The sequence below is a fragment of the Mobilicoccus caccae genome, assembly GCF_030161635.1.
In the GTDB taxonomy this organism is placed as follows: Bacteria; Actinomycetota; Actinomycetes; order Actinomycetales; family Dermatophilaceae; genus Mobilicoccus; species Mobilicoccus caccae.
In genome coordinates this window covers 3,414,334-3,428,472 of the sequence record NZ_BSUO01000001.1, presented here as the reverse complement: position 1 = coordinate 3,428,472, position 14,139 = coordinate 3,414,334, and the positions used below count along the sequence as shown (strand labels likewise).

Below are 14,139 nucleotides of genomic sequence, written 5' to 3'. Positions count from 1 at the left end.
GTCATGGCCAACCCGCTGCTGCTGCTGTCGACGAAGGCCCACAAGGGTCGGCGTCCGCGGCTACGGCGGGCGCGCGTCGAGGTTCCGGAGTACCTGGCCGGCACCGACGTCGTCTTCCTCATGCTGCAGCGGATGCGTGGACCGCTGGTGGCGGTCGTCGTCGTCCTGACGATCTCGGTGGCGGGACTCAGCATGATCCCCGGGATCGATGCCGACGGAAATCCCTACACCCTGAAACCGTTCGAGGCGTTCTACGTCATGTCGTACACGGCGACGACGATCGGCTTCGGTGAGATCCCCTACGCCTTCAACACCGCGCAGCGGATGTGGATGACAGCGTCGATCTACGGATCCGTGACGGTCTGGGCGTACTCCATCGGCGCGCTCTTCGCGATTCTCCAGGACACCGCGTTCCAGGACGCCCGGCACCGTCAGTCGTTCCGTCGCCGAGTCGCTCGCATGCCCGAACCGTTCCTCATCGTGTGCGGGTACGGGCAGACCGGACGGGCCGTGTGCCGGGCGTTGGACGATCTCGGCCGTGCCTTCGTCGTCGTCGACGAGAGGCAGGAGCGGCTCGAAGCGCTCGCCACCGACCAGCTCATGCGCGACGCCCCCGCCCTGGAGGGCGACGTCCGCGACCCGGCGATGCTCGGACTCGCCGGCCTCGGTCACCCCCGCTGCGAGGGCGTCGTCGCGGTGACCGACGACGACGACGCCAACCTCGCCGTGGTCATGAGCGGACACCTCCTGCGTCCTGAGCTGCCGGTCATCGCGCGCGCCGGAAACCGCACGCACGCCGGGCACATGACCGACTTCGGTCCCGCTGCCGTCATCAACCCCGACGACCACTACGGCGCGTTCCTCGTCCTCGCTCTCGAGCGCCCGGTGGTGAGCCGGCTGGTGGACTGGCTCATGGCCCCCGGCGGCACCGAACTTTCGGCGCCGCGGGAGGGCCTGTCGGGCGGGCGATGGATCGTGTTGGCCGACGGGCGGTTCGGGCAGGAGGTGTGCCACGACCTCGAGACCTCGGGGCTCGACGTGGCACTCGCCGATCCCGACGACGAGCCACCCGATCTGCAGGGCCTCTCGGGGTTCGTGGCCGGCTCCGATCTCGACGCCACCAACCTCGCGTACGCCGCCCGGGCCCGACTGGAGAGCCCGGACGCGTTCATCGCGATCCGCCAGCACCGCACGACCAACTCCGCCCTGCTCGAGGCGTTCAGCCCCGACTCGGTCTACGTGCCCACCGACCTGGTGGCCCGCGAGGTCCTCGCGCGGGTCGTCACGCCTCTGAGCTGGAGTTTCGTCGAGCACGCCCTCACCCAGGACGACGAGTGGGGGCTCGCGTCCTCGACCTGCTCGTCGCGCGCTGCGGTGAACGCACACCCGGGACGACCCGGCTGCGACTCACCACCAAGGACGCGCCCGCGGCGGTCCGGTGGCTGCGCCATCACGAGCTCACGCTCGGTGACCTCCTGCGCGACCCCGACGACCGCACCGCCCACGTCGAGGTCGCGGCCCTCGCGATCCTGCGCGGCGAGGAGCTCACCTTCGTCCCCGGGGAGGACACTCCGCTGCGCGCGGGCGACGAGATCCTCCTGGCCGGCCGCCGGCGCGGGTTCTCCCTGTTGTCCTCGGCACTCTTCGAGGACTCCACGCTCCGGTACCTCACCACCGGTCGGCAGGTGCCCAAGACGTGGCTGTGGCGGATCGTCGCCGGCCGAAGGGAGGAGCCGTGATCCCCGCCGCCGATCGTCCGCGGCTGGTCGCGACGGATCTGGACGGCACCCTGCTGGACCCGGCCGGTGAGGTGACCCCCTTCACCCGCGACGTGCTGCAGCGGGTGTGGGACCGGGGCATCGAGACCCTCTTCGTCACCGCGCGCCCACCGCGCTGGCTCGACGACCTCGCCGACGCCGTCGGCGGTCACGGCCACGCCATCTGCGCCAACGGCGCCTTCCTCTACGACGTCGCGGCCCGCGAGGTCGTCCACGCCGACCTCATCGGACTCGAGGACGTGGTCGCGCTGGCCGCCGACCTGCGCCGCGAGATCCCCCGCATCGGGTTCGCGCTGGAACACGCCGCGGGCATGCACCTCGAGCACGAGTACGGCCCGGTGAACCCGGCCTTCGTCCCGGCCGTCGCCACGTACGGGGCGCTCGAGGAGACCGGCCTCGACGGCGTCGGCAAGCTGCTCGCGCGCATCCCCGGCGGCGACGTGCTCGAAGGCCCCGGCCCGGCCGGCGAGAACACCGAGACGCTCGCGTTCCTCGCGCGGGTGCAGGACATCGTGGGCGACCGCGCCGTCGTCAGCTACTCGGGAGCCGTCGGGCTCGCCGAGATCGGACCGGTCGGGGTGAGCAAGGCGAGCGCGCTGGCCACCTGGTGCGACCGGCACGGCATCGACGCCGCGCAGGTCTGGGCCTTCGGCGACATGCCCAACGACATCCCGATGCTGGAATGGGCCGGACGATCCTTCGCGGTGCAGGGCGCGCCGGAGTCGGTGCTCGCCGCCGCGAGCGACGTCTGCGGCCCCAACGACGCCGACGGTGTCGCCCGCGCGCTGCTGCCGCTGCTCACGTAGGGACCCGGTTCGACGTCGTCCCCGGGCACGAGACCCGAACGGCGCGGCTCAGGGGTACCGATCAGGCCGGAGGCCAGGTGCCGATGCGGCCGTGATTGGCGATGTCGCGCCCGGAGCCGTCGGTGTTGTCGCGGTCGACGTAGAGGCGGACGTCGCGGCCGACGCGTCCGAGGATCGGCGTGGTGGCTGTGGGCACCGCGGTGTCGCGGCCGTCGGTGAAGCACAGGCCCGCGTCGATGGTGCCGACCCCGCCCCACCCGCTGCGGGCGAGCACCCGGGTGGTCACGCGCGGGTTGGTCTTGCGGGGCACGACGTACTCGACGAGTTCGCCGCCGCGCAGACCCAGCAGGACGTCGGCGCGCACGCCGCTCGCGACGGTGTCGCGCGTCCAGGTGAGGCTGCGAACGCCCGAGAACCCGGCGGTCGCGGCGTGCGGCGCGGTGCGCACACCGACGTCGCCGGCGCGGGTGACGCGCAGCGTGTACCGGTTGAGGCGGTCGCCGGTGACGGCGAAGAAGTACGGCGCGGTGAGGTCGTCGGGGATCGCGATGTCGCGCACCGAGGCCCAGCCGTGGCCGATCCGCTTGGGGGCCTGCGTGCGCCACACCGGGGTGTCACCGTCGGACTCCACTACGGTGTGCTTCTGCGACTGCAGGATTCCCGTCCGCGTGACCACCATGCTCGGCACGGTCATCGCCGACGGCTCGTAGTTCATCGGCTCGACGAAGCGCGGCGCCGGGCTGACCTTCGTGCCCTTCAGCGGAAAGGTCCCGAAGCGGCGGTCGTCGTGGAAGACCGTGGTGAGCGTGCCCGCCCGGTCGGTCGTCGTGAACTCGGCGAGACAATGCCGCGGCGCAGGCGTGGGCGCCTGCGGGGCCGCGCCGGCCGGAGCAGCCGGAGTCACCGCCGAGGCGAGCAAGGGCGCGGCGGCCGCCACGGAGAGTGCGCGAACGAAGCGGTGCATGGGATACCCCCGAGGTGTCGATGATCACCGGCGCCGCCAGGCTACGCCCCCGTGGAGGCGGATTCGAGGAATCCCGGGACGGCGCAGCGTCGTTCGGGCGCTGCGCCGGGGCCTCCGGCGGGAGCTCAGCGAGCGCTCTCCTGCCGGAGGACGTCGGCGAGCACCTCCACCCCGGTCGCGATCTGCTCGGTGCTGGGCAGGCAGAAGGACATGCGCAGCTCGTGGGTGCCGCGTCCGTCGACGTAGAACGCCACGCCGGGCACGTAGACCACGCCGCGGTCGATGGCCGGGGCCACCATGTCGTACGCGTCGACGTGCTCGGGCAGGGTGAGCCACACGTAGAACCCGCCGGCCACGTCGTTCCAGGTGACTCCCGCGGGCATGTGCTCACGCAGCGCGTCGACCATGACCCCGGCCTTGCGCGCGTACACCTGCCGCATGTGGCCGAGCGCGTCCTGCCAGCCGTCGTCGCGCAGGTACGCCGCCACCAGCAGCTGGGTGAACGTCGGCGGGTTGAGCACACCGGTCTCGTTGGTGCCCACGAGCATCGCGACGTGCTCGGCGGGCGGGTCGACCCACCCCAGCCGCAGCCCGGGGGCGAAGATCTTGGAGAACGAGCCCAGGTAGAACACCCGCTCGGGGTGGTCGGCCTTCAACGCGCGGTGCGTGGCTCCGTCGAACCCGAGGAGCCCGTACGGGTTGTCCTCGATGACGTACACGTCGTGCCGCTCGCAGATCTCCATGAGCTCGACGCGGCAGTGCTCGGGCATGAGCGTGCCGCCCGGGTTCTGGTAGGTCGGGATCGTGTACACCAGCCGGCAGCGTCGACCCTCCGCCGCGGGCACGAGTCCGTCGGCGTCGGTGGCGACCTGGCGCACCTCGCCCTCGTAGGCGCGGAAGACCGCCATGCCGCCCGCGTAGGAGGGCGACTCGGCGAGGACGACGTCGCCGGGGTCGACGAAGTTCTGGGCCACGAGGTTGAGGGCGAACTGGCTACCGACGGTGACGACCTGCCGGTTCGCCTCCGCCGTCATCCCCTCCAGGCTCATCACCTGCGTGATCGCCTCACGCAGGACCGGGACCCCCTGACCGATGCTGTACTGCAACGCAGCCCGGCCCTGTTCGCGCAGGATGCGGGCCGAGGCGTCGGCGAGGAAGTCGAAGTCGAGGTCGTCGAGGGCCGGGGCCCCGCCGGCGAAGGAGATCATGTCCGGCTTGGCGGCCAGCGCGAAGACCTCCCGCACCTTGGAGGGGTAGTAGGACTCGACGCGGCGTGCGTAGTCGATGGTGGCCACGTCACTTCTCCTTCACGGTGACGTCGGCGCCGCCGAGCGCCTTCTCGCGCTCGACCAGCCGCCAGATGACGATCGAGCTGGTCAGGGAGATGCCGGCGATGGAGAACAGCAGCAGCGCCGGACCCCACGAACGTCCGGCCGTGGCGACGAGGACGAACGTGGCGATGGTCGGCATGAACCCGGAGACCAGCGAGCCGATGTTGTTCGACAGCGCCATCGACGACACGAGCAGACGGCCCGGGAAGAGCTGGCGGAACAGGGCGCCGATGGGGGCGTAGGCGACACTGCCGAGACCGAGGGCCAACAGCATGCCGACCGTCATCCACCGCGGGTCCTTCGTGTCGATCATCCAGAACAGCGGGAAGGCGCCGACGAGGGTGATGAGGTAGCCGATGATGATCGTGCGGCCGGCGCCGATGCGGTCGGCGATGCGACCGCTGATGAGCACGACGAGCACCTGCATGGCCGCGCCGATGGTGATGGCCGTGAGCAGCGGACCCGCGGAGCCCTTGAGGGTGTTCGTGACGTAGCCGATCATGAACGTCGTGATGATGAAGAAGCCCGCGGTGAGGTACAGGTAGGCGCCGATGCCGAGCAGCAGACGTCCGGGCACCTCCTAGAACACCTGGAGGATCGGGGACTTGCGGCCCACGTCGGCGCCGAGCTGACGGCGCGCCTCGAACTCGGGGGACTCCTCCATGCGCAGACGCAGCCACAGCGCGATGGCGATGAGGAGGGCCGAGCCGAGGTAGGGCAGACGCCATCCCCAGGCCATGAAGTCCTCGTGGGGCAGGAGCAGGGCCGCGGCCACCGCGCCGCTGGAGAGCAGGGTGCCGAGCGGCGAGCCGAGCTGGATGTAGGAGGCGTAGCGGGCCCGCTTCTCCGGCGGCGCGCTCTCGACCGCCATCGTCGAGGCGGCGGCCCACTCGCCACCGGCCGCGATGCCCTGGAAGGCGCGCAGGACGGCGAGGGCGATCGGGGCGAGGATGCCCACGCTCGCCACCGGGGGCAGCAGGCCGATCGCGAAGGTCGCGATGCCCATGACGAGCAGGGTGATGATGAGGGTGCGCCTGCGCCCGAGCCTGTCACCGAGCTGGCCGAAGATCACCGCGCCGATCGGCCTGAAGATGAAGCCGAGCGCGAAGGCCACGAACGCACCGATCTGGGAGGCGATCGGGTCGGTGCCCGGGAAGAACAGCGGCGCGAACACGATGGCCGCGGTGTTGCCGAAGAGGAAGAAGTCGTACCACTCGATCGTCACGCCGGTCGCCGACCCCAGCACGGCGCGGCGCGCTCGCTTGGGGTCGTGGACGGGCTGGGTTCCGGGGACGCTGTCGGTCGCCATCTGGGGAGCCTCCAAGGAGTCGTGGCCCTACCGGGCACAGACCCGCCATTGGGTGACCCGGAACCATGAGGACCGTCCGTTGCCTCGACTATCGAGCGCGCACCGAGCGCGGATCAACGGGGGCGGCGAACTCGGTCCGAACGGGTCTAACGCCGGTGCCTGTCGGGCATGAGCGCCCACGCCTACACTCCGCCCATGGAGCTGCGGGTGCTGCGCTACTTCGAAGCGGTCGCCCGACTGGGGTCGGCGAACGCAGCCGCCGCCGACCTCAACGTGGCGCAGCCGGCGGTGTCACGACAGCTCCGCGCCCTGGAACGTGAGCTCGGCGTCGACCTCTTCGACCGGCGCAAGCAGGCCCTGACCCTCACGCCGGCGGGGCGGAGATTCCTCGCGATCGTCCGCGACCTGTTGACCCGCGCCGAGGCCGCCGAACGGTTCGCGGGTGTGGACCCGCGCGACCCCTCGGGCCTGCGCATCACGTGTCTGGCGGCGACGCTCGACAACGTGCTGGCGCCGATGGTCGCCTGCGGGCAACTCGGCAGTTCGCAGGTGCGGGTCATCGAGGCGGAACACCCGTATCGCGAACTCGAGTCCGGCGCCGCCGACCTGGTGCTGACGATCGACCCCGCGCCGCACCCGCAGTTCGTCACGGTGCCGGTGCGGTGGATCCACCTGACGGTGCAGGTGCCGGCCGCCCGCGACCCATGGGAGCGTGACGCGACGGTGTCGCTGAGGCAGTTGGTCGACTTCGACTTCGTCGGACTGACCCGCCGCAGCGCCTCCCGCATCGTCCTGGACCGCGAGCTGCGCACCATGAGCGCCAGGCGCGCCCCGATCCTCGAGGCGGAGACGGCGATCATGGCGCAGGCATTGGCCGTCCAACGGGATCTGCCCTGTGTCGTGAGCGAGGAGCCACCGCGCTTCGGGCTGCGTGCGCATCCGCTGCACGGCGCCTCCGGATGTCTGGGGGTGTTCCTCTACGGCTGCTGGGAGGCCGGTCACTACCAGAGCCCGGCGCTGGAGGCGTTGTGCGAGCGGATGCGGCGGACGACCGTCGTCCCGCGGTGCCGCACGGCGACCTGCGTCGATCCGCTGGGGGAGCCGGAGCCGGAGCCGGAACCTGCGGGGGATCAGGCGTACTCGGCGAGCACCGCCGAGGACAGCGGCGGCCAGGCCTGAGCGGCCCACTCGCCGAACGGCGTGTCGGACAGGCTCACGCACGCCACCCCGGCGTCCGGGTCGACCCAGCAGAAGCTGCCCGACTGCCCGAAGTGCCCGAACGTGCGGGGGAGTTCTCCGGCGCGGTCCAGTGCGGCGACTTCTCGCCCCGGATCTCACACCCGAGCCCCCAGTCGTTGGGCCGCTGACTGCCGAAGCCGGGCAGTACGCCGGCCAGCCCGGGGTAGGCCAGACCGGACGCCAGTTCGACGGCCTGTGGCATGAGCAGCGTGGGGGAGAGGAGCTCGGCGGCCAGCTTCGCCAGATCGCCGATGGTGCCGACCATGCCGTGCGCCGGCGGCCCGTGGAGGCGGGTGTCGTCCATGTCGAGCAGCCCGAGGACCCGCTCGTCCATCTCCTCGACGAACGGACGTCCGGTGGCGGCGGCGAGGTGTTCGGCGGCGAGGTCGATGCCCCGGTTGGAGTAGATGCGGCGCTCCCCGACGGGCGCGAGGATCTTGTCGGAGTCCATCGACAGCCCCGAGGCGTGGCCGAGCAGGTGCCGCAGCGTGGCTCCGTCGGGTCCGACCTCGTCCTCGAGCGACACGACGCCTTCGAGGCACCCGTCGAGCACGGTCAACGCCGACACGATCTTCGTGACCGACGCCCACGGGTAGCTGCCCCCGGCATCGTGGACCTCGACGACGCCGTTCGTGCGCGTGGCGACGGCGACACACGCCGCCCCCACGGGCCACTCCTCCACGAGTGCAGACAGGTTCACGGGACTCTCCTACGGGTCGGACGGGACGGACCCAGACATTCTCACCGCGCGGAGAAGAACGCGCCCCTCCACCCTCTCGGGTCGGTTGCGGAAAGGTCACGATGCGGTATCGCCTCGGTGGCGCTCTTCGGGATATCCGTGGTGGTGCCGAGCGGACCCGTGTCGACCTGGTTGAATCAGGCCCTTGCAATGATCTGTGGAGGTCGAATCGGGCCGTGCATGATCTGCAGTGAAGGCATGCGCGCGGGTCCCCTGCCCGTGGCGCTTCCCGCAACACCGAGGACTTGGCCATGACACCTCCATTCCCTTCCGGAGCCGAGCTGAGCCGTCGACGGATCCTCGGGCTCTCGGGTGGTCTGGCGGCTGCTGCGGCGTTGGCGGCGTGCGGGAACAACACGGGGCGTCCGGCGACGGGCCCGGCGCCGACCTCGCCGGATGCGAGGGGAGTGGGGGTCACGCTGGAGCAGTGGTACCACCAGTACGGGGAGACGGGCACGCGTGAGGCCGTGGAGCGGTATGCGGCGGCGTATCCGCACGCCACGGTGAACGTGACGTGGAAGCCGGGGGATTACGACCAGACGGTGTTGGCGACGCTGGTGACGGATGCCGCGCCGGATGTGTTCGAGTACGCCAACGGGCCGACGATCGACATGATCACCGGCGGTCAGGTGGCCGACCTCACGGATCTGTTCGGTGACGCGCTGCCCGACTTCAATCCGGCACTCATCGAGCGCATGACGCACGAGGGCAAGATCTGGGCGATCCCGCAGGTCATCGACATGCAGTTGCTCATCTACCGCACGTCGATGCTCAACGAGGCGGGTGTCGCGCCGCCGTCGACGATGGACGAGCTCGTGGCTGCCGCGGGGGCGTTGACGAAGGGCAAGGTCAAGGGCTTGTTCCTCGGCAACGACGGTGGTGCCGGACTGATGGGGCCGCCGATGCTGCGTTCGGTGGGTCTCGACCTGCTCACCGAGGAGGGCGAGTTCGGCTTCGACGACCCCCGCAGTGCGACTGCGTTCGGCACCCTGCGGTCGCTGTTCACCAGCGATCATCTGCTGCTCGGCGCCCCCAACGACTGGTTCGCGCCCGATGCACTCACCCAGGGCCTCACGGCCATGCAGTTCACGGGGCTCTGGGCGCTGCCCGCTATCGCGTCCGCCCTCGGCGACGACTTCGGGGTCCTGCCCTGGCCGGCGGCGATGGACGGCGGGCTCCCCAACGTCACGGTCGGCGCCTACGGCACGTGCATCAGCGCGAACAGCCAACACCTCGACGTGGCCAAGGATTTCGCCAAGTGGCTGTGGATCGACGGCACCGACAAGCAGAGTGACTTCGCCACCACCTACGGCCTGCACATCCCCGCGCGTCAGAGCCTGGCGGGGCAGGCGGAGGCCCTCAAGCACGGACCGGCGGCCGAGGCGGTCACGCTCGCGCAGCGGCACGGCTTCGCGCAGAACCACCTCATGTGGACGCCCAAGTGCGCCGCGTCGTTCAACGACATGATGTCGCGCATCGTCAAGAACGGCGCCGACCCGGCCGCGGAGGTCCCGGCGTTGAAGCGCATCGTCGACGCCGAACTGAACCGGGTCCGGACCGGTCGGTGAGCACGGCCGCGACCACCCCGCGCCGCCTGGCGCGGCGGTTGCGCGGACCCGGTGACCGGAACCTGTGGTTCTGGGTGTTCGTCGGCCCCTTTCTCGCGGGCCTGCTGCTGTTCACGTACGTCCCGATCCTGTGGAGCGTGGCCCTCAGCTTCTTCGACGCCTACAACACGGTCACGCCCACGGAGTTCGTCGGCCTGCGCAACTACGCCGACATGCTGGGCGACGCGGCGTTCGTCGAGTCGCTGCAGACGTTCGTCGTCTTCGCGGCGTTCATCGTGCCGACGACGTTCGTGCTGTCACTCGGCATCGCCGTGGCGGTGAGCCGCACCCGGGTGGCGCAGACGTTCTTCCGTTCGGTGTTCTTCCTGCCGACGGCTTGCTCGTACGTGGTCGCCGCGCTCGTGTGGAAGATGTCGATCTTCTCCGGGGTGCACTTCGGCTTCGCCAACACCGTCCTCGGCAGCCTCGGGATCGACCCGGTGCCGTGGCTGTCGGTGACCTCCCCGCCCTGGTACTGGCTGGTCGTCGTCAGCGCGCGGCTGTGGTTGCAGGTCGGCTTCTTCATGATCCTGTTCATCGCCGGTCTGCAGCGGATCGACCCCACGCTGTACGAGGCCGCGGCGATCGACGGCGCCCAGGGTCGGCGGGCGTTCCGGTACATCACGCTGCCGTTGCTGCGGCCGACGTCGATGGCCGTCCTGCTGCTCCTGCTCGTCAACGCGTTCCAGGCGTTCGACGAGTTCTACAACATCCTCTCCACCTTCGGCGGGTACCCGCCGTACGCCCGGCCGCCGCTGGTGTACCTCTACTACACCGCCCTCGGCGCCGGTCAGGACTTCGGCCACGGCAGCGCGGGGTCGGTCATCCTCACCGCGCTCATCGCCCTGGTCGCTCTGGCCATGCTCCGCCTGACCCGGGAGTCCCGATGATCGTCGGTCAGCGTCGCGGGCGCGGCGGGCGACTCGTGCGCCGCGTCCTGCTCGGTGTGGGGTCGCTGCTCATGCTCCTGCCGTTCTACCTGCTCGTGCGCAACGCCTTCATGCGCTCGGCGGACATCACTGCGCCACAGTGGAACTGGCTACCCCCACCTGGGCCGTCGACAACCTCACGGGGCTGTTCACCGATCCGCTGGTGCCGTTCGGGCAGGCGCTGCTCAACTCCGTCCTCATCGCGGTGGCGCAGACCGTGGGAGTCCTCGTGGTGTCCTCGCTCGCCGGCTACGGCCTGGCGCGCATCCCCTACCGCTGGAGCGACGTCGTGTTCTGGGTGATCACGGCGACGCTGCTCGTGCCGGCGGCGGTGACGTTCGTGCCGACGTTCGTGGTGGTGAGCAGCCTGGGGTGGGTGTCCTCGCTGCGGGGTCTCATCGTGCCGGGCCTGTTCCAGGCCCTCGCGACGTTCCTGTTCCGCCAGTACTTCACCGACTTCCCCCGCGAGATGGAGGAGGCCGCGGCCCTCGACGGTCTGACGCCGTGGGGCACCTTCTGGCGCATCGTCGTTCCGAACTCCCTGGGGTTCTCCGCCGCCATCGGCACGATCACGTTCATCGGCTCGTGGAACGCGTTCCTGTGGCCGCTGGTCATCGCCCAGGACCAGAACGCGTGGACCGTGCAGATCGCCTTGTCCACCATGCTCAACGCTCAGAGCGTCGACCTCGGGCGGCTCTTCATGGCGGGCCTGCTGTCGATCCTGCCGCTGTTGCTGATGTTCGTCGTCCTGCAGCGCTGGATCGTGCACGGCGTCGAACGCACCGGCCTGGGCGGCGGGTGACTCAGCGGATGATGCGCAACCGCCGCGTCTCCGGCATGGCGCGGATGGCCTCCAGGACGGGGTCGGCGATGTCCTCGCCCACGTCGGTGACGACGTAGCCGTAATTGCCCCGGGTGGCGAGCATCTGGCCGTCGATGTTGACGCCGAAGTCGGCCATGAGGGCGTTGACGGTGGCGAGCACGCCCGGGGTGTTGGCGTGGAGGTGCGCCAGGCGGATCTCGCCGGGGGAGTGCGACAGGGTCAGCGTCGGCAGGTTGACCGACAGCGTCGTCGTGCCGAGGTTGGTGTAGTCGCGCAGCTTTCCGGCGACGAACCGGCCGATGTCCTCCTGCGCCTCCTCGGTCGAGCCGCCCACGTGCGGGGTGAGAACGACGTTGGGGATGCCCTGCAGCGGTGAGGAGAACGGGTCGCCCAGCTTCTTGGGCTCGTTCGGAAAGACGTCGACGGCCGCCCCCGCGATGTGCCCGGACAACAGGTTGTTGCGGAGCGCGCCGTAGTCGACGACGAACCCGCGCGAGAGGTTGAGGAACAGGGAGCGCGGACGCATCCGGGCGAACTGCTCGGGCCCGAAGAAGCCGGCGTTGGCGTCGTTGCCGTCGACGTGCAGAGTGACGCACTCGGCGATGTCGAGGAGCTCCTCGAGGGACCCGCACCGGGTCGCGTTGCCGAGCGCGAGCTTGTCGGAGATGTCGTAGAAGTACACGTCCATGCCGAGCATCTCGGCGATGACCGACAACTGGCTGCCGATGTTGCCGTACCCGACGATGCCGAGCTTGCGGCCGCGGATCTCGTGACTGCCCTTGGCCTGCTTGTCCCAGACCCCGTCGTGCAGACGCCGGTCCTTCTCGGTCAGGCGCCGCGCCATGACGATGATCTCGGCGATGACGAGCTCGACCACCGACCGCGTGTTGGAGAACGGGGCGTTGAACACCGGGATCGCGAGCGACGCGGCGGCCTCGAGGTCGACCTGGTTGGTGCCGATGCAGAACGCGCCGACCGCCAGCAGATGCGGGTTGGCGGCCAACGCGGCACGCGTGACCTGGGTGGTGGACCGGATACCGAGGAGGTCGACGTCGCGCAATGCGGCGGTGAGCTCGGCCTCGCCGAGGGCACCCGCCCGCGTCTCGACGTCGAAACCGGCCTCCTGGAGGGACGAGGCCGCGACGGAGTGCACGTTTTCGAGAAGAAGCGCCTTCACGGGAAATATCGTGCCCCGTCTCGTCGGTCGGTCGCCCGGCTGTCCACATGGTGTACACGACGCGGGCTCCGGCGGGGTGATCGTTCACGCGGGCGTCGCATCGCCTGCCTCGTCGTCGACGTCGTCGGCCCGTACGGTGGAGGGGACATCGACCTCGAGGAGACCGTCATGACCAGCTACCCGCCGTCGAACGAGTGGGATGCCGACAGCACCCGTCCCGGCCACGGGCCGCAGCAGGGTCCGCAGGACTACAGCCCGCAGCCCGGATCGCAGAGCCGGTACCCGGGTGGCACGTACCCCGGCCGCCCCGACTCCTCCGACCGGTCGATGGCGATGCTCGCGCACCTCTCGACGCTGATCGCGATGGTGATCAGCGTGGGGTGGCTCAGCATCGTCGGCCCGCTCATCATGTGGTTCGCCTTCAAGGACAAGAGCCCGTTCGTGCGTCAGGCTGCGGCCGGCGCGTTCAACTTCGGCATCGGGCTGTGGGTGGCCCAGCTCGTCGGGTGGATCCTGACGGTCACCCTCGTGGGGGCGGTGATCGGCATTCCGATCCTCATCGTCGCGGCCGTCGTGACGGTCGTCTTCCCGATCCTCGGGGCCGTGCGCGCCAACCGTGGTGAGCCCTACGACTACCCGTTCAAGATCACGGTCCTCACCTGAGGCGGGTCGCGGCGGGTCGGGAACTCAGTTGGGGCTGAGGCGCGAGGAGGGTGTGACGGTCGCGGCGCGGCAGTGCAGCACCTCCGCCAGGCCCTCCTCCCGGTGGCACAGTCGGGTGACGGCGCGCAGGCGGGCGGTCGCGTCCCCGGCTTCGAGGACCTTCTGCCGTTCGGGCAACGGCAGCCCCAACCCGTCGAGCACCGACGCGGTGAGTCGGCCGGGATCCTGCGGCAACCCCTGCACGTGGGCCCCGACCGCCCGCGAGAAGGACTCGAACGCCCGGCGGGCACCGTTCGTCGCCTCGACAGCGACGTCCTCGGCCTGCAGATCGAGCCACTCGACGGAGGCCACGAGGTAGGGGGCGCCACCCTCGTCCACGGACTCGATCCGGAACCTGCGGCTGCACGCCGCCTCGATCACGAGGTGGCCCTCGGCGCGGGTCACGTTCTTCAACACGGCGGCACAGCCGATCCGATACAGCTCGGGGATGTGTGAGCCGACCTCGTGGCCCCGACGGATGGCGACGACCCCGAACTCGCGCGCCGTCGTGCTCTCCAGGTGCCGCACCATGGCGACGTACCGGGGCTCGAACACGCGAAGGGGAAAGCGGACGCCGGGGAGCAGCACCGTCCCGAGCGGGAACAGCGGCAGCGACTCCATGGACACGACGCTACCCGCGCAGCTCCGGCGTCGGTGGGAATCGGCCTCGCCGACAGACGCATCGAGTGAAGTGCCAAGCTCGGGACGTCCGGCCCGACCACGACCTACGACGGA

Annotated in this window: 14 protein-coding genes; 7 read left to right on the top strand and 7 right to left on the bottom strand. The window is 70.3% G+C overall.

Going from position 1 to position 14,139, the window contains the following annotated elements; all coding sequences use genetic code 11:
- The first annotated feature begins 3 nt into the window (after window positions 1–3).
- Both QQK49_RS16790 and QQK49_RS16785 read left to right on the top strand, forming a co-directional pair.
- A complete protein-coding gene (locus QQK49_RS16790; RefSeq protein WP_284304940.1) occupies window positions 4–1,809 on the top strand; it encodes an NAD-binding protein in 1,806 nt (601 codons plus the stop codon).
- Window positions 1,736–2,584 carry an HAD family hydrolase gene (locus QQK49_RS16785; protein WP_284304939.1) on the top strand — a complete coding sequence of 283 codons (849 nt, stop codon included), beginning with the start codon at window positions 1,736–1,738 and terminating at the stop codon, window positions 2,582–2,584. The genes QQK49_RS16790 and QQK49_RS16785 overlap by 74 nt, the downstream gene beginning before the upstream one ends.
- A 61-nt stretch (window positions 2,585–2,645) precedes the next feature.
- On the opposite strand, the gene QQK49_RS16780 is transcribed toward QQK49_RS16785, so the two are convergent.
- From QQK49_RS16780 to QQK49_RS16765, 4 genes are all read right to left on the bottom strand, one after another.
- The gene (locus QQK49_RS16780) at window positions 2,646–3,548 is read right to left on the bottom strand and encodes a hypothetical protein (RefSeq protein WP_284304938.1); all 903 of its coding nucleotides are present in this window, start codon (window positions 3,546–3,548) and stop codon (window positions 2,646–2,648) included.
- Between the two features lie 125 nt (window positions 3,549–3,673).
- Window positions 3,674–4,843, bottom strand: a complete 1,170-nt coding sequence (locus QQK49_RS16775; RefSeq protein ID WP_284304937.1) for an aminotransferase-like domain-containing protein — start codon at window positions 4,841–4,843, stop codon at window positions 3,674–3,676.
- 1 nt (window position 4,844) lies between these two features.
- The gene (locus tag QQK49_RS16770; protein WP_284304936.1) at window positions 4,845–5,456 is read right to left on the bottom strand and encodes an MFS transporter; all 612 of its coding nucleotides are present in this window, start codon (window positions 5,454–5,456) and stop codon (window positions 4,845–4,847) included.
- Between the two features lie 3 nt (window positions 5,457–5,459).
- Window positions 5,460–6,188: an MFS transporter gene (locus QQK49_RS16765; protein WP_284304935.1), complete on the bottom strand. Its 729-nt coding sequence runs from the start codon at window positions 6,186–6,188 to the stop codon at window positions 5,460–5,462.
- 195 nt (window positions 6,189–6,383) lie between these two features.
- Here QQK49_RS16765 and QQK49_RS16760 point away from each other — a divergent pair, with 195 nt between their 5' ends.
- On the top strand, window positions 6,384–7,367 hold the full coding sequence (locus QQK49_RS16760; protein ID WP_284304934.1) for a LysR family transcriptional regulator: 984 nt from the start codon (window positions 6,384–6,386) through the stop codon (window positions 7,365–7,367).
- A 34-nt stretch (window positions 7,368–7,401) separates the two neighbouring features.
- On the opposite strand, the gene QQK49_RS16755 is transcribed toward QQK49_RS16760, so the two are convergent.
- The gene (locus tag QQK49_RS16755; protein ID WP_284304933.1) at window positions 7,402–8,127 is read right to left on the bottom strand and encodes a serine hydrolase domain-containing protein; all 726 of its coding nucleotides are present in this window, start codon (window positions 8,125–8,127) and stop codon (window positions 7,402–7,404) included.
- A 290-nt stretch (window positions 8,128–8,417) separates the two neighbouring features.
- Between QQK49_RS16755 and QQK49_RS16750 the strand changes: the two genes are divergently transcribed.
- The 3 genes from QQK49_RS16750 (at window position 8,418) to QQK49_RS16740 (ending at window position 11,504) form a co-directional block, all read left to right on the top strand.
- Window positions 8,418–9,734, top strand: coding sequence for an ABC transporter substrate-binding protein (locus tag QQK49_RS16750; RefSeq protein WP_284304932.1), 1,317 nt, complete (start codon window positions 8,418–8,420; stop codon window positions 9,732–9,734).
- Window positions 9,731–10,663, top strand: a complete 933-nt coding sequence (locus QQK49_RS16745) for a carbohydrate ABC transporter permease (RefSeq protein ID WP_284304931.1) — start codon at window positions 9,731–9,733, stop codon at window positions 10,661–10,663. The genes QQK49_RS16750 and QQK49_RS16745 overlap by 4 nt, the downstream gene beginning before the upstream one ends.
- 139 nt (window positions 10,664–10,802) lie before the next feature.
- Entirely contained in the window at window positions 10,803–11,504 is a 702-nt protein-coding gene (locus QQK49_RS16740; protein ID WP_284304930.1) for a carbohydrate ABC transporter permease, read from the top strand.
- A gap of 1 nt (window position 11,505) precedes the next feature.
- Here the strand turns inward: QQK49_RS16740 and serA are convergent, their stop codons facing one another.
- Complete coding sequence (gene serA / locus QQK49_RS16735; protein ID WP_284304929.1) at window positions 11,506–12,702, bottom strand: phosphoglycerate dehydrogenase; 1,197 nt, start codon at window positions 12,700–12,702, stop codon at window positions 11,506–11,508.
- Window positions 12,703–12,870: 168 nt separating this feature from the next.
- Here serA and QQK49_RS16730 point away from each other — a divergent pair, with 168 nt between their 5' ends.
- The gene (locus QQK49_RS16730; protein ID WP_284304927.1) at window positions 12,871–13,365 is read left to right on the top strand and encodes a DUF4870 domain-containing protein; all 495 of its coding nucleotides are present in this window, start codon (window positions 12,871–12,873) and stop codon (window positions 13,363–13,365) included.
- A gap of 24 nt (window positions 13,366–13,389) precedes the next feature.
- Here QQK49_RS16730 and QQK49_RS16725 read toward each other — a convergent pair whose 3' ends face one another.
- A complete protein-coding gene (locus tag QQK49_RS16725; protein ID WP_284304925.1) occupies window positions 13,390–14,025 on the bottom strand; it encodes an LON peptidase substrate-binding domain-containing protein in 636 nt (211 codons plus the stop codon).
- Window positions 14,026–14,139 lie beyond the last annotated feature (114 nt).